Below are 22,887 nucleotides of genomic sequence, written 5' to 3'. Positions count from 1 at the left end.
TTCTCGGGAAGCGCGCGAAGAGCAGACGTCTCGTCAAGCCCGTCGAGGATCGAGGTTTCTATCCGTGACAATGGCTCACTCACTTCTTTGAATCAGGTAACCGATCGACAGCGCGCCCCACCTGCCGCTATCGGCTTCGGGCGAGACATCCGTCGATCCTGGCTTTGGCGACTTTCATACAGCGTGGCCGCCGTGACCAACGCGCATTATAACGCTACCGTCGGTCAATGCCACGCCGCCATATCGAGTCTTCTGGCCGTGCCCCACGCATTTGGTGCCTGGAACGGCCGAAGGAGGTAAGGATTTGTGGCTGATCGATCAATGTCGAAGATTGGCTTTTCGCACGGCGATGACTTCACGGCGAGCCCGAATGACCTGTTGTCGACCCCTGTCCGCGATGGTGCTCTTGGGCCTTTCTGCCTGTGTGACGCTTTGTCCTGAACCATCGGTGGCGTCTCCCCGATCCCGCCAGGGCTTCTGGGACGGCGTCCCGGCGCCGGTCTTCGAATTCAAGCTCCCATGCGACAGGCTCGATGGGTGCAGCCATCCCGGTGCGTCGCAGCAGCCCGACCGGCGGGTCCACCCCTTCGAGGGAACGCTCGGCCGGCCCTGTGGCTATCGCTGGCGTCCGACCCCCTCCGGCACGCGCAAGGTCCGGGTCTGCTATTGAGGGTCATCCTCCCGGAAGCCGCCTCGCCGAGGGTACGCCTCAGGCGGCTGCCACATGCGGCGGCGTTCCTGTTCGTCGGAATGTTGGTTTCGGCGGAGGAGAGCCGGGCAGGCGTCGCCTGCCCCTCCCTGTTCGCTCGCGGGCAGGTACCGGTGATCGTCAACCGCAAGCTCGCCGCGGAGACGACGAGCCTCTGCTACGAGGCTTTCGCGGTGCTGCATTCGGGCGTGTCGCGCACCCCCGTCTACGCCTCCGAACATCTGACGCGGGCGAGCGTCGCTGCGGCGCGCATCGTCGATCGGACCGATTCCTTCCACGAGGAAGACCGACTGCCGGTGGCTAGCCGCGCCCGGCTCGACGATTATGTCCGTAGTGGCTTCGACCGGGGCCATATGGCGCCTGCCGGGGACATGCCGAGTGAGTCGGCGCAAGCCGAATCCTTCACCCTGGCCAATGTGGTGCCCCAGGACCGTGCCCTGAACCGGGGCCTGTGGGCTGCGATCGAGGAGAGCGTCCGACGCCTCGCCATGGCGCGGGGGCAGATCTTCGTCGTCACCGGGACGATCTATGCGGGCACGAGCATCGACTCTCTCGACGGGCGTGTCCTGGTGCCGACGTCGCTGTTCAAGGCGGTGTACGATCCGGCCCGCGGCGAGGCGGCGGCTTATCTCGTGCCGAACCGCGCCGATGCGGACTGGCGGTCGATCCCGCTCGGCGAGTTGACGACGCTCTCGGGGATCGACGTCTTTCCCGGGCTCGTCGCTTCCATGATGGACCTGCCCGAACCGCGCACCTATTCCCGGGGCGACACGGCGGGTGGGCGACCGAAAGGGCGCACGCGCGATGAGCCGAGCTTCGAGGAATGGGCCCTTGCAACCCTCGAGCGGATCGCGCGGCGTGTGCTTCGCGAGTTTCTAAAGTCGATCTTCTGAACGCTCGAACGAGACGAGAGGCGGATATGACGAAGCCGGATGAGACAAGGGCGGCGGAGACCGGAGCGCCCACGATGAGGGCGGAACCTGACGCCTTCACGCCCTTCGCGGATGACGCCACGGTCGAGACCGTCGGGGGCCTCTCGGTGGAGAACGGCACCCTGGCGATCGCCATTCACGGCAGCCTCGACCTCTCACGGGACAAAGTGGGGCTGGAACGGGCGCGCAGGCTCAGAACCATCGCAGAGGCGATCGTCGCCGTGCTCGAAGCGGCCGACCTACCGGACGAGGTGGCGCGAACGGCCTCGAACACGCGCAAAGTCGAGAACCCTTTCGCGTGAGCCGCTTCGGCGCAGCTTCGACCCTGCGCAGAAAGGGCTCTTCCGCTCCCCTAGCGGACCATACCCGTTCTTGCCGCTGACCCGCCGCCCTGGTAGGTCCAACCATTGTCCGACGCGGTGCGGTTTCAAGGATGGCACGACGCCGTTCGATGCCACCGCACGTGGGACGGACCGGGCAGACAAGAGCAACGCGCGCCGCCCTCATGGCGCGCGACCTCGGCGGCGAGCCCCATTCACGCCATTTCCGGCGGCCGATCAAGCGCCCAAGCGCCGCGCCGCCCAGCAATAGTCAAGGATACCGGACGCTCATGGCGCGCGAATTCATCTACCACATGAAGGGTCTGACCAAGACCTATACCGGCGGCAAGAAGATCCTCGATAACGTCAACCTGTCGTTCTATCCGGACGCCAAGATCGGCGTGCTCGGCATCAACGGCTCGGGCAAGTCGACCCTGCTCAAGATCATGGCCGGCATCGACACCGAGTGGACCGGCGAGGGCTTCGTCGCCCAGGGCGCCCGCGTCGGCTACCTGCCACAGGAGCCGCAGCTCGATCCGAACAAGTCGGTGCGCGAGAACGTGATGGAGGGCGTCGCCGAGAAGCAGGCGCTGCTCGACCGCTACAACGAACTCGCGATGAACTATTCCGAGGAGACGGCGGACGAGATGACCGCCCTCCAGGACCAGATCGAAGCCAAGGATCTGTGGGAACTCGACTCGAAGGTCGATCAGGCCATGGAGGCCCTCGGCTGCCCCAGCGACGAGCAGCCGGTCGCCACCCTGTCGGGCGGCGAGCGCCGTCGCGTGGCGCTCTGCAAGCTGCTGCTCTGGGAGCCGGAACTGCTCCTCCTCGACGAGCCCACCAACCATCTCGACGCCGAGACGGTGAACTGGCTCGAAGGCCACCTGAAGCAATATCCCGGCGCGATCCTGATCGTGACCCACGATCGCTACTTCCTCGACAACGTCACCGGCTGGATCCTCGAACTCGACCGTACCCGCGGCTACCCCTACGAGGGCAACTACTCGGCCTGGCTGATTCAGAAGCAGAAGCGCCTCGCCCAGGAAGGCCGTGAGGACATGGCGCGCCAGCGCGCCATCAATCGCGAGCAGGAATGGATCTCGGCCTCGCCCAAGGCCCGCCAGTCGAAGTCGAAGGCCCGCATCACCCGCTACGAGGAGCTCGTGGCGAAGTCGCAGGACAAGATCGACGCTTCGGCCCAGATCGTCATCCCGATCGACGAGCGCCTCGGCAACAACGTCATCGAGTTCGAGCACCTCAACAAGGCGTTCGGCGACCGCTTGCTGATCGAGGACCTCTCGTTCAAGCTGCCTCCCGGCGGTATCGTCGGCGTCATCGGGCCGAACGGCGCCGGCAAGACCACCTTGTTCAAGATGATCACCGGCCAGGAGAAGCCCGACGGCGGCACTATCTCCGTCGGCGAGACCGTGCATCTCGGCTATGTCGACCAGTCGCGCGACGCCCTCGATCCCGGCGCCACGGTCTGGCAGGAGGTCTCGGGCGGCAACGACATCATCTATTTCAACAAGCGCGAGATCAATTCCCGCGCCTATTGCGCGGCCTTCGCCTTCAAGGGCTCCGACCAGCAGAAGAAGGTTGGGACGCTGTCGGGCGGTGAGCGCAACCGCGTGCATCTGGCCCGCACGCTCAAGGGCGGCGCCAACGTGCTGCTGCTCGACGAGCCCACCAACGATCTCGACATGGAAACCCTGCGGGCGCTGGAAGAGGCGCTGGAGGATTATGCCGGCTGCGCCGTCATCATCAGCCACGATCGCTGGTTCCTGAACCGCATCGCGACCCACATCCTCGCTTTTGAGGGCGAGAGCCATGTGGAATGGTTCGAGGGCAACTTCTCGGATTACGAGGAGGACAAGAAGCGCCGCCTCGGTGCCGATTCCCTCATGCCGAAGAAGATTAAGTACAAGAAGTTTTCGCGCTGACGACGCGGCCCGGTCCAAGACCGGGCCGTTTTCGTATGGCCCGTCGGGAGACCAAGGCGACGATGCCGCACCTTATCGATCGGGTAGCGGCATTGTTCTTGCCAAGCCCTGCAGAACTCACCCCGGTCTTCACCTAAGACCGGCACGATGTCGGCAGGGGGGTCAGCGTTGAAGCAAAGGTGATCGAAACGTTACCGATCTCGATGTCTTCGTTTTTTCGCCCCGTCGAACGAAATTTCTAAGGGCGCCGCCTCCGTATCGATGGAGATCGGCCGACGACGCTCGTTTCTACGTTAGGGTGTGGCTCGGGGGTCATAGGCGAGCCGTTTGAGAGGGGCTAATTTGACCTCAAGGTCAGCCCCCACGGACATCCTCATCATGATCGCGAAGCTTCTTCTCGCCGGTACCGCCTCCGTTCTTCTGGCCGGCGCCGCTTCGGCCGCGGATCTTCCGCGCCGCGCCGCTCCCCCGCCGGTCTTCTCGCCCGTCCCGGTCTTCACCTGGACCGGCTTCTATCTCGGCACCCACAGCTCCTACGCCTGGAGCGACGATCAGACGATCCGCACCACCGGCAACGAATTCAACACGCGCGAGAACGTGCGTCTGGACCGTCGCCCCGGCACGTTCCGTTCCGAGCAGGACGGTATCGGCAATGTCGGCGGCGGCATCGGCTACAACTATCAGCTGACCCCCGGTTCGGGCTTCGTCCTCGGCGTCAACGCCGACGTGACCTGGACCGACATCAGCAAGAGCTACGCCTATTTCGGCCCCAGCAGCACGGTTGGAGGCCCCCTCAATCCCGCTAATCTGCGCCAGCGCCTCGACTACCTCGGCACCGTCCAGGGCCGCATCGGCTACGCCTTCGACACGGTCCTCGTCTACGGCACCGGCGGCTTCGCCTACGGCAACGTAAATTACGGCGCCAACTTCTTCAACGGCGCCGGCGCTCTGGCCTATGCCGGCCGCTACAACGACATGGAGACCGGCTACGCCTATGGCGGCGGCATCGAGTGGGCGATCCCCACCGACAGCTTCCTCAACCGGTTCAACTTCATCGGCAGCTTCATCGGCGCCAGCGCCATCACGCTGAAGGCCGAGTACCTGCATTACGACCTCGGCAGCCGCAACGTCCTGGTGAACAACACCGGCCTCGGCGCTCCCTCGACCGGTTCCTACACCTCGCGCTTCAGCACCGAGGGCAACCTCATCAAGGCCGGATTCAACTACAAGTTCGGCGGCCTCTGAGGTCCGACTCTGCCGGAGCGGTCTTCGCTTCGGCAGTAGAACGACAGCGAAAGCCATCAAACGGCCCGGTCCCCAGGACCGGGCCGTTTGTTCATGACATCAATCCAGCTGCTCCGGCCGGTGGGCGCATTCAAGTCGTCGCGTGCACGCTCAACGCGGCTCGCAGATCGGCGCCATCGACGAGCTTTCGGTTCTGTCTCGCGAGACCCGCCAGCAGCGCCCGGTCCGGGAACGGGCAGTAGGGCAGGGCCTCCGCCACCATGCCTTCGCCTAGGATACCTGCGGCGAGATCGTCGAGCACCCCATCGAGGAGGACGCGCCCCCTCTCGTGCAGCAGGATCGCCGCGCGGGTGGCGGTGGTGCCGGACGGAAAGTCCGATGCTTCCTGGGCGAGGATCGCCCCCGCGTCGATTGCTGGCGTCAAGCGATGGATCGTGACGCCGAAGCCGGGAACCTCCTCTGCCAGCGCGTGGATCGTCGGCACCGGCCCACGATGGCGCGGCAGCAGGCCGGGATGGACGTTGATTCCTCCAAGCGGCGCCAATGCCAGGGTCGCGGCGAAAAAGATCTGGTCGAAATGGAACGCGACGATGAGGTCCGGCACATGGGCCTCGAAGGCCTGGACCACATCCGATCCGTTGACGTCATCGATGCGGAGAGTCGGAATACCAAGCGTCCGGCACAATGCCTTGAGCGGCGTCGCAGTGGCCACATGTCCAGCCCCCGTCAAGCGCCGCAGCATTCCCGATGCCGGAGCCAGCAGATCGGGCAGGCCGAAATTCACCGCGAGATAGGGCAGGAATGCCGGGCCGGACCGGGCGAGGTGGCGCCGGACCTGGCCGGTGAGACCACCCGAGTTCGGACGCTCCGCATTCGACAGCCCGACAAAGGCGATGTCGCCGGCATGGTCCTGCACGAACTGGCGGGCGGCACGGGCATTCGGCAACGCTTCGAGCACGAACAATGCGATACGGGGGCGCGTCATCGCTTGCTACGCCCGACCTTGAACCGGAAACCGCGCATGGAGCGGCGTCGCAGGCTCTCCGGCAGCAAGGCCGATCCTCGTGCCAGGGAGGCGAGGGGCTCTGGGAAGGCGATGATGTCGAGGTCGCGGGCGAGGCCGCGCGCGATGCGGACAGCCGCCTCCTCGGCACTCATCTCCATCGGACGCCAGCCCTCGTAATCCCCACCCATGGTGGTTTTCACGTAACCGGGAGTCACCACGTTCATCCGGACGCCACGCGGACCGAGCTTGGCGCGCAGCGCCAATCCGTGGGCGAGCAAGGCCGCCTTGGTGCCGCTATAGGCCGGTGCGTCGGGCAAGGGCGCGAAGGCCGCGAGAGACGAGATCAGGGCGATCTGGCCGCTCCCGCGCGCCAGCATCAGGGTCACGCAGGGTAGGGCGACATTTAGTGCGCCGTTGAGATTGACGTCGACGGTCTCGAACGCCATCGCCTCGGTCTCGATATCCCCACCGGGATGGCCGCCATTGATGCCGGCATTGACGATGACGAGATCGAGGGGCGTCACCGCGTGCGTCTCGCGTAGCCATTCGCCCACGGCCTGCCTGTCGCGCACGTCGAGGGACCGGGTCGCCACGGTTGCGCCGAGGTCGCGGCATACGGCGGCGACGGTATTCAGCCTGTCGATGCCACGCGCATTCAGAACGAGATGCGTGCCGGGTGCAGCGTAATGCCGGGCCAGAGCCGCGCCGATACCGCTCGACGCACCGGTGATGAGAATGACGGGCATGAGGCCTGTTCTAGAGCATCACCCTGGCAAGCGGGAACCCGTTCTCGGACAAGATGATGCCGTGCCGATATGAAGGCGCACCGTCCCCGGAATGAGTCGAAGCCCGGCGGCGCTCCGTCAGTAGACCGGCGCGAGTTCCGGCGTCGTCGTCGTGCGCTCGCGAATCACCCTTGCGGCGGCCAGGGCCGGTGCAGGCAGACGGGCTTCGAGGCGCGAGACGCTCCCCGCCACGGCTCGGTCGATCGACGGACGGGAGAAGAATCCGCCATTCACCTGGGTCCGATGCAAGACGACCCGACGAAAATCCGCGACCAGCTGCATGTCGGGAGCTTCCGGCTTCGTCCAGAAGGTATCGAGCCCACCCTGATGCGTGAGGCCGGGTATGTTGTAGATCGCATCACCCGCGGCGACCGTCGGACGGCCGAGCTCCAGGGACAGCATCCCCACCGTGCTGTTCACCAAGACGACGCCTCGGCTGCCGGCGATGAGGTTCGGGAGGTCGCCGCCATCGATGAAATCGAGCCGGTCTTCCACGCCATGACGCCGGGCGGAGTTCCTGGCGTGTTTGCGCCAATTGACCAGCCCGCTGTCGAGGGGGTGAAGCTTGATCAGTAGGCGCGCGGCGGTGTTGGCATGGGCGGCAAAGGACGCGATGGCCCGGTCCATGAACCCTTCGACCCCCAGAAAGGGCGAGTGGATGCGAATCTGGTAATCGCTGTCGAGCTGCAATGGCAGCAGGAAATACTCGTGCTTGCGCGCCAGATAGATCTCATTGAGTTCCCGCGCCTGGCGGCGTGTACTGGCCCGGCCGGCGAACTTCTTGATCCAACCGACATATTCCGCCGCGATGTGAATCGGCCGGTGGCTGCGGAAATGCGGGAAGAAATAGGGAAAGCCGATATTGGCGACGTTGTAGGCCACATCCCACAGGCTGCGCCGGGCCATGTCACCGCTCGCCGGCATAGCGCGGCCGGCCAGCGGCAGGCGCCGGGCGATGGCGCGGATCTCATCGGGACAGCGAGGCAGCGAGGAATGGCCGTTGACACCGCCGAGTTCGCACGTGACCCAGTTCGGCCGCAGATAGCCTTCCTCGAACACGTGGATACGAACGCCGAGGGGGCTTGCGGCCTCTCGCGCCGCGACGTGATAGGGCCGGCAATCGCCGAACAGGACGATATCGGTCACGCCGTGCTCGACGATATAGCCGGCGATATAGGCGTCCCAGCCGTCGCGAGGGCCGCGATAATTGTCGGAGCCGAGGCGCCAGAACAGCCAGTCGCCCGATGAAAAGTTGATACGTCGAACCCGATGGCCGCGCTTGAGGAGCGCTTGGCCGAGATCCGCAAAGAAGGGCGACGCGATCCCCTGCAGAAACAGGAAGGTCGCTGGCCTCTCGCGTGTCGTGTCTACGCGTGTCGGCAACATGCGGAAGTGCTTGCTCCTGCGCCCGGCGAGGGCGTGTCGAATGGGCACGTGAGAGCCCTGATCGCACGGATGGTGCATTGCGGCAATTGGGTAGCACGGGGTCCTTAACGGAATTCCTGGCCGCGTGATGTGTCTGCAACATGACGCGCTGGCGACGCCTTTGAGATCCCGAACTCGAACGCTCCGATTGCCCGTTCTCCCACGAGATCGCATCGCGTGACGGCGCGGATCGTCGTATGCCTGCGGCCCCGCATAACCGGATCCGCCATAACCATTGCCCGAGCTTTCGCCACCTTTCCCCCCGGCCGCCTCGTCGGTGCCCCGGCCGCTGCTTGCCACGAGCCGGCCGATTCGGGCTCTGCGAGTCGAGATCGAATCCGTGACCGGTCTCGTCTTCGCTCAAGCCTGGGCTCCGGGCGCCATCGGTGTGATCTGGGGACGGCGCGGGCTTGCCGGGCGGTGCCTGCAAATGGCGGGTCGCCGGGTCCTTACCGTCGAACCGGGGCCTCTGCTCAGCCCCTACGATTCTCCCGAAAGGGGTCTGTCCAGCCTGCGCTTCACCTTTGACGGAGTTCCGTTCGGCGGCGAGGCCGGGATCCACGCGTTCGACCCTTGGACTCGGCAGCCGATCACCCTCGACGAATGCCGCGATCGGGTGGCCTGGCTGGAGCGCCGGTTCCGCGACAACGAGAGCCTCACCGTCCTCGTCGGAATCTCGCGCTGGAAGCGGCCGGCCCTCGATGTCTTCGTCGGCGGACCGGCGGGTAAGCCCGTTTACGCCATGAATGCCGAGGAGGCGGTGGCGAAGGCGAGGAGCAGGGGACAAGCCGGAAAGGCCCGCATCCTCGCCTGGGCGACGCGGATGCCGGCACATTTGCCGTCGCTCTGCGCGGAGCACGGTATTCCCCTGGCCCGGATCGAGGACGGATTCCTGCGGTCGGTGGGGCTTGGAGCGAGCCTACAGCCGGGCGCTTCTATCGTCGTGGATGACAGCGGCATCTATTACGACCCCCGCACCGAAAGCCGCCTCGCTCGCATCCTGAAGAACGCGGATTTCTCGCCCGAGCTCGTGGCCAGGGCCTCGCTCCTGCGCCGGCTCGTGGTGGAACGGCGCCTGACGAAATACAATGTCGGGCTCGCCGGAGATGCATCGGGTTGGCCCGAGGATCGGCGCATCGTGCTGGTGCCGGGGCAGGTCGAGGACGATGCCTCGGTGCGCCACGGCTCACCGCATGTCCGCTCGAATCTCGAACTCCTGCGCGCGGCCCGCAGCCGTAATCCGGGGGCATTCCTGCTCTATAAACCGCATCCTGACGTGGAGGCCGGCTTCCGGCCGGGCGCGATCCCGGAGGCCGAGGTTCTGGCCGTGGCCGACAGGATCGTGGCGGGGCTCTCCATCGTCGACCTCCTCGACCGGGCGCACCATGTGGAGACGATGACCTCGCTTGCCGGATTCGAGGCCCTGATCCGGGGCTTGAGCGTGGCGGTCCATGGCCGGCCCTTCTATGCCGGCTGGGGGCTCACCGAGGATCTCGCACCGGGCGCCGACAGGGGGCGGCGGCTCGCCCTCGACGAACTCGTCGCAGGAGCGCTTCTCGTCTACCCGCTCTATCTCGATCCCGTGGCGATGAAGCCGTGCACGCCCGAGCAACTCCTCGAGCGGCTGAGCCAGAGCCGAGAGGCCGCTCCCCCCTCGAAGCTCGCCCTCAGCCGCAGGGCACAGACCGTCATGCGCCTACGCTACGCTGTTCTGAACCCCATCGTCCGCCTGATCCGGGCGCGGCGGGGGATCGGACGAGGCGGCGACAAGTGATGACTCTGCTCGCCGCTCTCACCCTGGCGTTGATCGGCTCCCTCGCCATCGAGGCGTGGGATGGTGCGGGCCGGCGGCCCATCGGCAGACGCCCCAGCGAGCTGGCCGTACGACTTGGCGGCTATGCGCTCCTGACGATATTCTGGTTCTGCTTCTCCTGGCGCCCCTGGCTCGCAGCCTTTTCCTGCCTGCTCACCGTCGCGATCCTGGTCGTGGTCAGCCGGTTGAAGCAGGCGGTGATCGGCGAGCCGCTGGTCTTCAGCGATTTCGCCCTGTTGCGCCAGGTGCCTCGCCATCCGGACCTCTATTATACGAGACCGATCACCGACCCGCGCATGGCTATCCCCCTCGGGGCAAGCCTCGCCGTCGTCGCCCTGTGGTACTGGATCGAGCCCAGCGCGCTGCCTGAAGAGCCGAGCGTCGCCGTCGTCTCGCTTATCGGTCTGCCCTGCCTCCTGGTCGGATTGGCCTCCGGCCTCGCCACAGGAATGGCGGCGCCATGGCTCGCGACCCGGTTTCCCCGACCCGATCTCGACGCGGATTGCGCCCGCTACGGGCTGCCGGCCACGATCATCGCCTATACCCTGCGCTGGACGAGCGACGTGCCGGCTCCCGAACCGGACGATACCGCTGCGCCCGGACCGGCCGCTCCGGCACCGGTCATTGTCGTCGTCCAGCTCGAATCCTTCGTCGATCCAGCCCGGCTCGGCGGTCCGGATCTGCCATTGATGGAGACGATCCGCCACCGTGCCTCGCGCTATGGCCGGCTGACGGTCCCGGCCCACGGTGCCTACACGATGCGGACGGAGCACGCCCTCCTCACCGGACGAGAACCGGAAAGCCTCGGGTTCGGGCGCTACGATCCCTATCTCAGCGGCGGTGGCGACGAACCGACGAGCCTTGCCCGGCTTGCATCGGGGGCAGGGTACGCCACCGTGTTCGTGCATCCCTTCCACCGCGACTTCTTCCAGCGCGCCGAGGTGATGCGGCGGTTCGGTTTCACCCGGCTGGTGATGGAGGATGATTTCATCGGGGCCGCGAGAATCGGGCCCTATATCGCCGATGAGGCCGTCATGGCCCGCATCCTGGCGGAGGTCGATGCGGTGCAAGAGCCCGTCTTCGTTTTCGCCGTGACCATGGAGAACCATGGGCCGTGGAAACCCGGGCGGCTCGACGGCATCACCGAGCCGCTGGACCAGTATCTCCACCACGTGGCCCATACCGGCCGGGCCGTCGAGACCTTGATCGAAGGTCTAGAAGGGCGCGATGCGATCCTGTGCGTCTATGGCGATCACGCCCCATCCCTGCCGACCTGCACGCCCGGCTTCGGCGATACAGCTACCGATTACGCGATCTTCGGCTTCGGAGCGTTCAGGGAAACGCCGCAGCGCATCGATATGAGCGCTGACGGACTCGGTCGTTTCCTCCGATTCCGCATCGGGGAGCGCTCGGCAGACGAGGCCGGATCGGCTATCGCCTCACCATCGTACTGACACGAACGTGACCGACGCGAGACCGCGCATCGGCTCGACCATGCGATAGTAGAGCGATCGTTAAACGATCGAAGAGTTTTGACGCTATGAATGGTGGACCGTTCGAAAGGTCCGCTCTCGCACAGGCCCACGTGGCCAGCCAGCGAGACTGGAGATGACGGACGGTGCGTATCCGCCGACCCGACACGTGATCTGACAAGGCACTCGTCGCGGGGGCGGGTCTAGGAGAGTTCGATGTTTCCCAAAGCCACCCTGGCCATTGCCATCGCCGTCACGGTGTCCGGCTGCAACGCCTTCCTGCCCGCCGCCGGTCCGTCGACCTCGGCCGTGGTGGACGGCGCGGATCAAACGACGAGCGAGGGGACGTTCGCCCGCTACGAGTTCATCGACGTGAACGCCGCGGTGGTGGAGGCCCTGCGCGGACGACCCCTCGACAGCCTGCTCTCCTCGTTCGGGGATGGACGCATGCCCTCGGAAGCGGTGATCGGCATTGGCGACGCCGTGGCCGTCTCGGTGTTCGAAGCCGGATCGGGTGGCCTCTATTCCGGACCGCTCACGGTCAACTCGATGTCCGCCGGCTCGAAGGCGGCGCAGCTGCCCGAGCAGGTCGTCTCACGCGATGGCGCGATCTCGGTCCCCTATGCCGGCCGGATCAAGGTCGCGGGGCGCCGCGCCCAGGACGTCCAGTCGCTGATCGAGACCGAGCTCGCCGGCAAGGCGATCCAGCCTCAGGTGATCGTCACCGTGAGCCGCCCGGTCTCGCAATCCGTCACGGTAGGCGGCGAGGCGGTGGGGGGTGCCCGCGTCCCGCTCGGCACCCAGGGCGATCGCATCCTCGACGTCATCGCCACCGCCGGTGGTGTGAAAGCCCCGGTCAGCGAAACCTTCGTGCGTCTGTCGCGCAACGGCAGGACGGCAACGGTGCCGCTGACGACGGTGGTGTCGAACCCCAAAGAGAACATCTACCTGCGCCCCAACGACAACCTCACCCTGGTGCGCGATCCCCAGACCTTCCTGGCCATCGGGGCCCTGGGCTCGTCGAATGAAATCCCGTTCCAGGCCGAGGGCATCACTTTGGCGCAGGCGCTGGCCAAGGCGCGCGGCCAGAGCGATGCCGATGCCGACCCGACCGGCACGTTCCTGTTCCGCTTCGAGCCGGCGCCGGTGGTCCGTCGCCTGAAGCCCGGAAGCCCCCTTCTCGGTACGCCGCTCGTCCCTGTGGTCTATCGGTTCGACATGCGCGACCCGAACAGCCTGTTCCTCACCCAGGCCTTCCGCATGCGCAACCGCGATATGGTCTACGTCTCGAACGCGCCGTTCACCGAGATCAAGAAGGTTCTCTCAGTCTTCGCCGCCGCGTCCCAGCCGATCACGACCGGCGTCCGCGTTGGCGGTGCCTTCTGAAGGGGAAGGCCTGTAATCGCGGATCGGCGGATCGCTCGACCGTTACGGGCGCCCCCCCGCGAAGCGGCGGCCCCGGCTTCGGGGTCGCGCCATCCGGCCGATGGTGCCGGCCTCAGGATCACACCCGTCGCGGGCGATGCCGCGCCGTCTGCACGGCGGAGCCGGGCAGGGTGCTCTCAGGGCTTGCCGCGCTTGGCCATCAGCTGCTCGATGAGGGAGCCGCCCTTCTCGATCTCCGCGAGTTCCTCGGCCACGGCCGTCACTGTCTCGCGGATCTGCTCCGGCGTGTGTTCGGAGGTGATGAAGAAGCGCAGGCGCGAAGAGCGCTCGGGCACCGCCGGATGGATGATCGGCTGCACGTTGATGCCGCGCTTGTACAGGCGGTCCGACAAGGTGACCGATTTCAGCGAATCGCCGACAATGACGGGAATCACGGCGAGGCCGAGGCTCGTTCCGGTATCGAGCCCATGCTTCTTGGCGCATGACAGGAACAGGTGGCCGTTCTGGCGCAGTCGCTCGACCCGGTGCGGCTCGGCCTGCATCAGGGCAAGGGACGCCTCGGCGGCGGCGGCCAGCGGCGGGGACAGGCCGACGCTGTAGATGAAGCCCCCGGCCGTGCATTTCAGGTACTCGATCAGGGCCGCCGGGCCGGCGATGTAGCCGCCGCAGGACGACAGGGTCTTCGAGAGCGTGCCCATCCAGATATCGACGAGGCGCGGATCCACGTCGCAATGCTCGGCGAGCCCGGTTCCCGTACGGCCGAGGACGCCGAGCCCGTGTGCATCGTCCACCATCAGCCAGGCATCGTAGCGCTGTTTCAGGGCGACGAGGCCGGCGAGGTCCGGCGCATCCCCGTCCATGCTGTAGAGGCCTTCGACCACGATCAGTGCGCGGCGATGCTCGTGGCGCGTGGCGCCGAGCAGGGTCTCCAGGGCGTTGAGATCGTTATGGGCGAAGGAGCGACGCTGGGCTCCCGAGAGCTGGGCCCCGGTGACGATGCTGTTATGGCTCAGCGCATCGTGGAAGATCACGTCGCCGGGTTCCAGCAAGGCGCCGATCGTGGTGACGTTGGTGGCATGGCCGCTCACCATCACGACGCAGGCTTCGGTCTCGTAATGATCGGCCAGCGCCTGTTCGAGGCGGATATGGCCTGGGCGCTCGCCGGCAACGATCCGGCTCGCGGAGGCCGAGGTGCCGAACTCGTCGATGGCCCTGCGCGCCGCCTCGCTGACGTCGGGATGTCCGTTGAGCCCGAGATAATCGTAGGACGAGAAATTGACGAAGCCCTTGCCGGCGATACGCGTCGTGGCGCCCGCCCTGGTCTCGTGGACCCGGAAGAACGGGTTGCCGAGGCCGATCAGGTCGGCGGCCGAGCGCTGCAGCCGCAACTCGCGGTAGCCCGGCAGGGTCTCGAATTTCTGTACCGATGCGTCCGTGGCCTTCGCCTCGGGGCGGGGCGGGGCCTGCCGGTTGGCATTGCGGCCGAGCCGGTTGGTGACGAAGCCCGCGAGCGCCGCGCGGCCGCCGTCGGGGCGGGCTGGATTACTCATGCGTGTTGAATCTTCCGATTGACCGATGCCGCCGAACGCGACCGGCCTTTCGGCCGGCCGCGCGGATCATGGCAGAATTTCTTTGATCTGGAGACTGTTCTGCTCGACGAGCTCGTGGAACGGCTCGAGTGTGCGGACATCCACGCCTTCGCTGGCATGGCGCTGGGCGAGGCTCATCACCGCCGCCGAGGCCTCATCGACCGGCGCCGCCACGGACTGGATCAGCGTTTCGGCCAGTTCGACGACGGTCAGGCCCGAGGAGATACCCGAAGGCGGCGCATCGAGGGCGAAGCGCTCCTGCAGGCTGGCGCCCAGTTCCACACCCATCAGCGAGTCGAGGCCGATCTCGGAGAGGTGGCGGACACGGCTGATATCGTCCTTGGGCAGACGCAGGATGCGGGCAATGTCCTCTACGATGGCATCGGACACGGTCTTGCGCACCGCATCGAGGTCCAGGCTCTTGAGCAAACCACCGATATCGATGGCGGTCACGGTGCCGGATTCCGCCTGCTGGTCGGAACCGAGATCGCCGTAGCTCGGCGAGCGCATGGTCGCGAGACGTTCGCGCGCCTTGCCCCAATGCATCGAGGCAATGGCCAGGACGGCATCGTCGGGTGACGAGCCTTGCCCTTCCAGGGCCTCGGCCATGAGGTCGAGGGAGCGGCGGGCATCCATCGGCGTCACGCCGACGCGGCCAGCCAGGGTCTCCATCACCGCGCGGTTGCGCGCCAGTACGCCGACATCGCCGATCGCGCCCCAGGCGACCGCGAGGGCGGGCAGTCCCAGCGCCTTGCGACGGCGGGCGAGCCCTTCCATGAAACCGTTGGCGGCGACGTAGGCACCCTGTCCCGGATTTCCGATGAAGGTCGTGGCCGAGGAGAACAGCACGAAGTAGTCGAGCTGCCGCTCGCGGGTGGCGGCATCCAGATGCTCGGCGCCGACGACCTTCGGTCGGATGACCGCGTCGAGGGCGGCCGCGTCGAGATTGGCGATGAGGCCGTCCTGCAGCACCATCGCCCCATGGATCACGCCCGCGAGCCTGCGGCCATCGCCCTCGACCTCGGCAAGGAGATCGTCCACCGCCTCGCGACTGGTGATGTCGCAGGCCATCGCAGCGACGCTGACGCCACGGACCGCCAGATCGGCCACCACCTGCTTGGCCTCAGGGCTCGAGGCGCCCTTTCGGCCGACCAGAACCAGGTGACGGGCTCCCCGGTCGGCAAGCCACCGGGCCGCCTCGATGCCGAAGCCGCCGAGCCCTCCGGTGATGAGGTGGACGCCTTCCGACGAGACCCGGAAATCGGACTTGCGCTCGACCACGATGCTGCCCGGCTTCGGCGGGGCGATAACGATCTTCCCCACATGCCCGGATTGCTGCATCAGCCGGAACGCGTCCGAGACCTCGTCGGCGGTGAAGGGCTGGAACGGCAGGGGCTTGAGGCCGCCTTCCGTGAACAGGGCCATCACCTCTCGGAACAGACGCGCCCCGTCCTCGCCCTGGTGCTGGAGCACCTGATCGAGATCGACGCCGAAATAGGAGAGGTTCCGGCGGAACGGGCGCAGGCCGATATGGGTGTTGGCGACATAGTCGCGCTTGCCCAGCTCGATGAAGCGACCGAACGGCTTCAGGCAGTTCAGGCTGCGTTCCATCGCTTCGCCGAACAGGCTGTTCACCACGATGCCGACGCCGTCGCCCGTGATGCGGCGGACTTCGTCGACGAAGGCGAGGGAGCGGGAATCGAGGACGTGCTCGGCCCCGAGAGCCTTCACCAGCGCACGCTTCTCGCGCGACCCGGCGGTGGCGATGACGCGGGCTCCCTTCAGCTTGGCGATCTGCAGGGCGGCGAGCCCGACGCCACCGGCACCACCATGGACCAGCACCCATTCGCCGCGTCGCAGCCGGGCGCAGCTGACGAGGCTGTAATAAGCGGTGAGGAAGGCGACCGGCACGGTGGCCGCCGCCTGCGGGTCGAGGCCGGGCGGGCTCGGTGCCACCACGAGCTCGGGCACCACGATATGGGTCGAGAAGCCCGATTGTGCGAAGGCGACGACAGGGTCGCCCACCTTGAAGGCAGCGACGCCCTTGCCGACCGAGACGACGCGACCGGCGACTTCGAGGCCGAGACGCGGACCGGCGAAGCCATCCTCCAGGATCTCTTCCGGGAGCATCGACAGGGCCCAGAGCACGTCGCGGAAGTTGAGGCCCGTGGCCTCCACGGCGATCTCGACCTCGCCGCGTCCGGGCGTGCGCCGCTCGGCCGGTCCCCAACGCATGTCGTTGAGTCCGCCGGTGACGCTGCGTTCCAGCTGCGCGGCTGGAGCCGCTACGGCATCGGAGGCGGGACGGCGCGAAAGCTGCCCTGGCGCGAACCGGATCACGCGGGTGGCGTCCGCGTCGAGGATGATCTCCGTCTCGGTCGTACCGGACAGGATCACGTCACGCAGGCGCTCTGATGCCTGCTTACTCGGCATCGCCGCGGTGAGATCGATGCGGCGAATGTCGAGGGTGGCGACCTCGTTGGCGAGGGTGCGGGTGAAGGCCCAGAGGCCCGCTTCCACCGCTCCGTCGGCGTCTCCGTCATGACGCGTCGCGCCCGGACAGATGACCCAGAGACGGGTCTGACGGGTCCCGAGATGTTCGACGCAGCGCTTGAGACCGAGGCAGCGTTCGCGCAGCCGGTCGGCGGCGTCGCCCTTGGTGTCGAAGGCTCCGGCGAGGAACACCACCGTATCGGGGGTCTCGCGTTCGAGTTCGAGCAGCGATTGCTCGGAATCGAGGATGATCGAGACATGGACACCGGCGGCGACGAGGAGCGTCGCCAGCGACGAGGCGGTTTCCGCCGCGAAGGAATCCTGCGACCCGATGATGAAGGTGAAGGTCTGGCCGGTGGAGGCCTTTGCCCGTACCGGTGCCTCGGCGAGGAAGAGAAGATCGTCGCCATTGGCCGAGACCGCCCGGTCGACGGCGACGCGGACGAGACCGGTATCGCTGAGCGAACGCTGCCAGCCGGTGATGTCGTCGAGGCGTCCCAGGGGCATCCCGTCCAGACTCTCGAACCAATCGGGCAGCAGACCGAAGACGAGGTCGCGGAAGAGCGAAGCGCCCGGCTCCACCGCCAGCAGGAACCCACCCGTGGCGAGGGCGTCGGCGATCTTGCCGAGAAGGCCGCGCTCGGTCCGGTGCAGGACGTTGCTTGCCAGGATCGCGTCGAAGCCGCCTTCCGTCAGGTCGGCTTCGTCCTCGATCACGGTGACGCCGCGCGGCAGGGCGAGGCGGGCGCGCTCGGCGAGGCGGCGATCGGTCTCGAACACCGTAAGGTGCGCGGCGATTCCATCGGCGATGGCGGCCGCCTGGGCCGAGAGCGGCCCGAACCCGAGCTGAAGCAGGCGCAGGGATCGGTCCGTCGGAAGGTCGGCGCGGGCGCCGTCGAGGATACCGGCGATCACATCCGAGGATGCGCGTGCGCTGGCGCTGCGCAGGACGAAGGCGTCGAGAGCGTTCTGCGACAGGGTGGGCTGGCTCGCGAGATCACCGTCGAGGAGGCGGGAGACGACGGCGCCGAGATCCGCCGTGAGCACCAGTTCGGCGGACAATTCGGGATGGTCGGCCGCGATCCAACGCATGATCTCGTCGGGGGCGGGCAGGGTCACGTCCTTGCGCAGAGTCCAACGCGTTCCGTCGAGGGTGGCGAGCCCGCTGCTCTCGAGGGCGTAGAGGGCGTTCAGCAGCCAGGGCCGCATCGATTCCGGCACACGATCGTCGATGGCGACGGTGCCCGAGCGCTGCAGCCCTTCGGCCATGCGGTAGGCGAGGGAGGTGGCCCAGCCTTCGAGGAGAAGATGGCCCGGCGAGAGTGCAGCATCGGCGGGCGCGAGAGCCGCCTTGATGCCCGGACGGACCGCATCGGCGATGCGGGCGCGGCGATCGAGGGGGATCGCGGTCGGCTCCGTGGCGAGTTCCGACCTCTGCGCGATGGCATAAGCGGCGAGATCCTGGCCGGACTTGGCGCGCAAGGCCTGGAACCGGCCTTCCCGCAGGGTCGCGATGACGTCGCCGGCCTCATCCACCAGGGTGAAGTCAGCGAGAATGCTGCGCTCGTTGCAGCGCCGCGTGCGGATCATCGCCCGGGCGATGACGGCACCGGGCCGAATCAGCCGGATCTCGCCGAAACGCACCGGTACATAGGCCTTGGTCGATCCCTCGCCCAACAGGTCGGCGAAGAGCAGGATCAGGCCGTGGAAACAGGCATCGAGCCGCGCCGGCACGAGGCCGAAGCGCGGATCCGGCTCCGCCGGCTTGAGTTCGGAGACGATCACGGTCTCGTCCACACGGGCGCTGAGGGCCACTTGGCGGAAGCTCGGCCCGAAATCGAGACCTGAGGCGGCTGCGAGACGATACAGCCCCTCTCCCTCGACGGCGTTCTCGGCCGGGATGATGATGTCCTGCCGGGGACGTGCCGCGAAGGTGCCGTCCACGATCTTGGCGGAGGCGTGCAACTGCCAGCCCGCCTGGGTCAGCCGAGGCCGGCTGAGGATCTGGATCTGGTTGCCGCTGCCCGAGAGCCGCACGGCGACTTCGCGGAGGGCGTCCTCACCGAAGACCATCGGCGACTGGATTTCGAACTCGGCGAGGACGACGTCGTCGCTGCGCATCGCCTCGCGGGCGACACCCAAAGCCATCTCGATGAAGGCCGCACCGGGCAGGATCGCTTGGCCGTCGATACGGTGGTCATCGAGTTCCGGCACCGTAGCGATGTCGAGATGGCCGTTCCACTCGAGCCCGTCGGCCGAAAGGCGCGATCCGTAGAGCGGATGATAGGCGCGGGCCGTCGCGGCGCCCACGCCTTCCGAGGTCTCCGACAGCCGGAACGGCCGACGCTGCCAGGGATAAGTCGGAAGCGCGACATCGCCCTTCGGGTTCTCGCCGAAGACCGCCGCCTCGTCGACGGCGGCACCGTGGACGAGGGCCGAGGCCAGGGCGCGGGCGAAGGGGTCACTGCCAACGGGTTTGTTGGTGAGGACGCCGACCGTGGCATTCTCGATGCCGAGGGGCTCGATGCAATCGCCGATATGCGGAAGCAGGGTCGCCCTTGGGCCGACCTCGACGAAGATGCGGGCGCCCTTGCGGGTCGCTTCCTGGACAGCCTCGCAGAAGCGCACCGGCTCGCGGATGTTGCGCCACCAATAGCCGGCGTCGAACTCCCCGCCCTGCAGCACGGCCCCGGTCACGGTGGAGACCATGGGAATCGTGCCGGGATGCGGCTTCAATCCTGCGAGATCGCGCAGCAGCGGCTTCTCGGTCGGGTTCATCAGCCGGCCGTGGAAGGGGTAGGCGAGGTCGAGCTTGCGACCACGGCGGCGCTTGCGCGCCAGCGCCTTCATGGCCGCGTCGATATCGGCGACCGGGCCCGCCACGGTGACGGCCTTCGGGCTGTTATAGGCGGCGATGTCGAGGCTCGGATAATCCTCGAGGAAGATCTCGATCTCCTCCACGGGTGCCAGCAGCACCGCCATGGTGCCGAGGCCGCGCGTCGTCTCCTGATGCTGGCTGCGGTAGAAGATGACCTTCACCGCCTGTTCCAGGCTCAGGATGCCGGCTCCCTCGGCCGCCGCAATCTCACCCACGCTGTGGCCGAGCACGTAGGACGGGACGAGACCGGCGGCCTTCAGGGCCGTGGTCGAAGCGCTGGAAATGGCGAAGATCAGCGGCTGCGAGACCCGCGTGAGGACCATGCGCTCGGCCAGATCCTCGGCGAACAGGGCTTCCTTCAGCGACCAGCCCGAGATCTCGGCGAACAGGACGTCGATCCGGTCGAAGGCCGACCGGTAGATGGCGTTGCGGTCATAGGCCTCCCGGCCCATCCCGACCCATTGGCTGCCATTGCCGGAATAGACGAACGCGATCTCGGCGCTACGGTCGACGGCGGTGCCGACCCGGGCGATGTCGGTCTCCTCGGCATCGGCGACCGCGCGCAACGTGGCGGGCAGGTCTGCGTCCATGGGCATGGCGAGGCGGGTCGACAATCGCTCGCGGCGATGAGCGGCGGCGGCGGCGATCCGCACGGTCTCGGCGGAATCTGCGCGTTCGAACCGATCGGCGTAGTCGAGAGCGAGTTCGTTCAGCGCGGCGCGGCTCTGGGCAGAGAGAAGTAGCAATTCTGGCCCGCGCCCGGCATCGCTCGAGGCCGAGGCCGGCGCGCCGTCGGTGAGGACGATGTGGGCGTTTGTGCCGCCGAAGCCGAAGGAGTTGACGCCGGCGAAACGCTCACCCCGGCCACGCGGGATCGCCAGCGGCGCGGTGACCACCGAGAGATTGAGCTTGGTGAAGGGAATGTCGGGATTGAGAACGGTCGCATGCAGCGAGGGCGGCAGCAGATCGTGCTCGAGGGCGAGACTTGCCTTCAGAAGACCGGCGAGGCCCGAGACCGGCTCGGTATGTCCGATATTGCTCTTGATCGAGCCGATCGGCAGCGGCTCCTTGCGGGGCCGGCCGATCTTCCCACCGATGGCGCCGGCCTCGATCGGGTCGCCCACCGCCGTGCCGGTGCCGTGCGCTTCCACGAACGCGACCGCATCGAAATCGATCTCGGCCTCGCGATAGACCTGTTCGAGCAGCGCGCCCTGTGCGTAGCCGGAAGGCAGGGAGATGCCGGTGGTCCGGCCGTCGGAATTCACGCCGCTCGCAGCAATGACGCCACGCACGGTATCGCCGTCGCCCGAAGCGGCCCGCGCCGATTTCAGGACGAGAACGACGCCGCCCTCGGACCGGACATAGCCATCGGCATTGGCCGAGAAGGCTTGGCACAGCCCGGTCCGCGACAGCATCTGCGCGTTGGAAAAGCAGATGAAGTTGAAGGGGCTGGCGAGCAGGTTCACGCCCGCCACGACCGCAGTGTCGATCCGGCCACTGGCGATCGCCGCGACGGCGGCATCGAGCGCTACGAGCGAAGAGGAGCAAGCGGTATCGACGGTGAAGCTCGGCCCCTTCAGGTCGTAGATGTAGGAAATCCGGTTGGACAGGATCGAGAGCGTGTTGCCGGTCGCCGCATAGGCATCACCCGATGAGGTATCGAGGACGCGCAGGTTTCCGTAGTCGAGGGACGAGGCGCCGACGAACACCCCAATCTGCGATCCGGCCACGGCGGAGGGACGCAGGCCCGCATCCTCCAGGGCCTCCCAGGTCAGTTCGAGGAGGAGCCGCTGCTGCGGGTCCATCTGCTCGGCTTCGCGGGGCGAAATGCCGAAGACGCCGGGATCGAACGACCAGATGTCGTCCAGAACGCCTGCCGACCATGTGTAACTCTTACCGCGCTCCTGCGCGCGTGGATGGCCGAACCGCTCCAACGACCAGCGATCGTCAGGGATACGCCCGACGGCGCAGCGGCCCTCGCTCAGAAGCTGCCACAGGCCATCGACGCTTGCAGCGCCGGGCAACCGGCACGAACGGCCGACGATCGCTATGTCTGTACGCTTGATCACGTTCGGTTCGCACACGCTCTTGATCGAGGACATCGCCGTCTCGCACCTGCAGCGGACAACCGACGTGAGGATGCATAATATGCAGCCGGAACCGTGTCCAACCCATGGCAGCTTTGCTGCAGCAAAGAGACAGAGGGGATTTCGAGATACGGATAGTTTCACGGGCTGATAAAAATCACACAGTCATGATTACGGCAGCATTCAATATAGGCCGCTACTTCAACGGCACGTCTGAAACTGTACAAACCTATCCCGCATCGGCATAATATCAAACATTATTAACGCACCGCGCCATCGGTTTCCAGAATTATTATTGTATTACTACAATAAAAAATCGACACTTAGTAACAAACGTGACTTAATTTACATAACTCAACAATCTATGCATCAGAAAATCCCCAATGCTAATACGCCTGTCATATTTGTGATAGTATAGTAAAAGGTGATTTATAGCATATCCTTGGATTGTCATGAAGGTGTCGATTTTTCCATTCCTCTTATTGATAATGCCTGGAATAAAAATCCACTTACGCTCCGTCACGATATTCATTCAAGCATCTCTATGCTGCGCCGCAATATAAATGCCTCACCTAGAGCTCGATGGGATAGGGTGGTCCCATCGAAGAAAACGCGGCCCGGATCGAAGGAACGCCTGCTTTCCGCGAAAAGGCCCTTGACGCCCGTTCCAGCCGAAAGCTATACGCCGCTCCTCGCTGCAGCGGAAACGCTTCAGCCGGGGCGCGTAGCTCAGCGGGAGAGCACTACCTTGACATGGTAGGGGTCACAGGTTCGATCCCTGTCGCGCCCACCATTTCCCTTCGG

General features: G+C 66.2%; 13 protein-coding genes and 1 tRNA gene. 9 read left to right on the top strand and 5 right to left on the bottom strand.

Annotation, left to right across the window (positions count from 1 at the left end; genetic code table 11):
- Positions 1 to 448: 448 nt before the first annotated feature.
- The 5 genes from IPV08_RS12770 to IPV08_RS12750 all read left to right on the top strand — a co-directional run bounded on the left by IPV08_RS12770 (position 449) and on the right by IPV08_RS12750 (position 5,149).
- On the top strand, positions 449 to 670 hold the full coding sequence (locus IPV08_RS12770; RefSeq protein WP_207412137.1) for a hypothetical protein: 222 nt from the start codon (positions 449 to 451) through the stop codon (positions 668 to 670).
- A gap of 80 nt (positions 671 to 750) precedes the next feature.
- A complete protein-coding gene (locus IPV08_RS12765) occupies positions 751 to 1,602 on the top strand; it encodes a DNA/RNA non-specific endonuclease (protein WP_207412148.1) in 852 nt (283 codons plus the stop codon).
- A gap of 74 nt (positions 1,603 to 1,676) precedes the next feature.
- A complete protein-coding gene (locus IPV08_RS12760) occupies positions 1,677 to 1,943 on the top strand; it encodes a hypothetical protein (RefSeq protein ID WP_207412136.1) in 267 nt (88 codons plus the stop codon).
- 308 nt (positions 1,944 to 2,251) lie between these two features.
- On the top strand, positions 2,252 to 3,904 hold the full coding sequence (ettA, locus tag IPV08_RS12755; RefSeq protein ID WP_056429151.1) for an energy-dependent translational throttle protein EttA: 1,653 nt from the start codon (positions 2,252 to 2,254) through the stop codon (positions 3,902 to 3,904).
- 378 nt (positions 3,905 to 4,282) lie between these two features.
- Positions 4,283 to 5,149 (top strand): porin family protein, encoded by an 867-nt coding sequence (locus IPV08_RS12750; RefSeq protein ID WP_056429153.1) that lies wholly within the window; start codon positions 4,283 to 4,285, stop codon positions 5,147 to 5,149.
- A gap of 130 nt (positions 5,150 to 5,279) precedes the next feature.
- Here the strand turns inward: IPV08_RS12750 and IPV08_RS12745 are convergent, their stop codons facing one another.
- The 3 genes from IPV08_RS12745 to IPV08_RS12735 all read right to left on the bottom strand — a co-directional run bounded on the left by IPV08_RS12745 (position 5,280) and on the right by IPV08_RS12735 (position 8,326).
- A complete protein-coding gene (locus tag IPV08_RS12745) occupies positions 5,280 to 6,134 on the bottom strand; it encodes a formyltransferase family protein (RefSeq protein WP_207412135.1) in 855 nt (284 codons plus the stop codon).
- Positions 6,131 to 6,901, bottom strand: a complete 771-nt coding sequence (locus IPV08_RS12740; protein WP_207412134.1) for an SDR family NAD(P)-dependent oxidoreductase — start codon at positions 6,899 to 6,901, stop codon at positions 6,131 to 6,133. Before IPV08_RS12740 ends, IPV08_RS12745 begins: the two co-directional genes overlap by 4 nt.
- Before the next feature lie 117 nt (positions 6,902 to 7,018).
- Positions 7,019 to 8,326: a capsular biosynthesis protein gene (locus tag IPV08_RS12735; RefSeq protein ID WP_207412133.1), complete on the bottom strand. Its 1,308-nt coding sequence runs from the start codon at positions 8,324 to 8,326 to the stop codon at positions 7,019 to 7,021.
- A gap of 316 nt (positions 8,327 to 8,642) precedes the next feature.
- Here IPV08_RS12735 and IPV08_RS12730 point away from each other — a divergent pair, with 316 nt between their 5' ends.
- From IPV08_RS12730 to IPV08_RS12720, 3 genes are all read left to right on the top strand, one after another.
- On the top strand, positions 8,643 to 10,139 hold the full coding sequence (locus IPV08_RS12730) for a capsular biosynthesis protein (RefSeq protein WP_348646117.1): 1,497 nt from the start codon (positions 8,643 to 8,645) through the stop codon (positions 10,137 to 10,139).
- Positions 10,139 to 11,632, top strand: coding sequence for an LTA synthase family protein (locus tag IPV08_RS12725; RefSeq protein WP_207412132.1), 1,494 nt, complete (start codon positions 10,139 to 10,141; stop codon positions 11,630 to 11,632). The genes IPV08_RS12730 and IPV08_RS12725 overlap by 1 nt, the downstream gene beginning before the upstream one ends.
- A gap of 234 nt (positions 11,633 to 11,866) precedes the next feature.
- Positions 11,867 to 13,036 (top strand): polysaccharide biosynthesis/export family protein, encoded by a 1,170-nt coding sequence (locus tag IPV08_RS12720; RefSeq protein WP_207412131.1) that lies wholly within the window; start codon positions 11,867 to 11,869, stop codon positions 13,034 to 13,036.
- A 176-nt stretch (positions 13,037 to 13,212) separates the two neighbouring features.
- Here IPV08_RS12720 and IPV08_RS12715 read toward each other — a convergent pair whose 3' ends face one another.
- Complete coding sequence (locus tag IPV08_RS12715; RefSeq protein ID WP_207412130.1) at positions 13,213 to 14,586, bottom strand: aminotransferase class I/II-fold pyridoxal phosphate-dependent enzyme; 1,374 nt, start codon at positions 14,584 to 14,586, stop codon at positions 13,213 to 13,215.
- Between the two features lie 66 nt (positions 14,587 to 14,652).
- Positions 14,653 to 22,065: a type I polyketide synthase gene (locus IPV08_RS12710; RefSeq protein ID WP_207412129.1), complete on the bottom strand. Its 7,413-nt coding sequence runs from the start codon at positions 22,063 to 22,065 to the stop codon at positions 14,653 to 14,655.
- 736 nt (positions 22,066 to 22,801) lie between these two features.
- On the opposite strand from IPV08_RS12710, the gene IPV08_RS12705 reads away from it, so the two are divergent.
- Positions 22,802 to 22,876 (top strand) — tRNA-Val (locus tag IPV08_RS12705).
- Positions 22,877 to 22,887: the final 11 nt, after the last annotated feature.

It is taken from the genome of Methylobacterium sp. SD274 (genome assembly GCF_017355285.1).
Classification (GTDB): domain Bacteria; phylum Pseudomonadota; class Alphaproteobacteria; order Rhizobiales; family Beijerinckiaceae; genus Methylobacterium.
This window is presented reverse-complemented; position numbering and strand designations above follow the sequence as displayed.

Excerpts from the sequence above, each read along its gene's own strand:
- IPV08_RS12725 (WP_207412132.1), top strand. The coding sequence starts at position 10,139 with ATGACTCTGCTCGCCGCTCTCACCCTGGCGTTGATCGGCTCCCTCGCC.
- ettA (WP_056429151.1), top strand. The coding sequence starts at position 2,252 with ATGGCGCGCGAATTCATCTACCACATGAAGGGTCTGACCAAGACCTAT.
- IPV08_RS12735 (WP_207412133.1), bottom strand. The coding sequence starts at position 8,326 with ATGTTGCCGACACGCGTAGACACGACACGCGAGAGGCCAGCGACCTTC.
- IPV08_RS12750 (WP_056429153.1), top strand. The coding sequence starts at position 4,283 with ATGATCGCGAAGCTTCTTCTCGCCGGTACCGCCTCCGTTCTTCTGGCC.
- IPV08_RS12715 (WP_207412130.1), bottom strand. The coding sequence starts at position 14,586 with ATGAGTAATCCAGCCCGCCCCGACGGCGGCCGCGCGGCGCTCGCGGGC.
- IPV08_RS12720 (WP_207412131.1), top strand. The coding sequence starts at position 11,867 with ATGTTTCCCAAAGCCACCCTGGCCATTGCCATCGCCGTCACGGTGTCC.
- IPV08_RS12765 (WP_207412148.1), top strand. The coding sequence starts at position 751 with ATGTTGGTTTCGGCGGAGGAGAGCCGGGCAGGCGTCGCCTGCCCCTCC.
- IPV08_RS12760 (WP_207412136.1), top strand. The coding sequence starts at position 1,677 with ATGAGGGCGGAACCTGACGCCTTCACGCCCTTCGCGGATGACGCCACG.
- IPV08_RS12740 (WP_207412134.1), bottom strand. The coding sequence starts at position 6,901 with ATGCCCGTCATTCTCATCACCGGTGCGTCGAGCGGTATCGGCGCGGCT.
- IPV08_RS12745 (WP_207412135.1), bottom strand. The coding sequence starts at position 6,134 with ATGACGCGCCCCCGTATCGCATTGTTCGTGCTCGAAGCGTTGCCGAAT.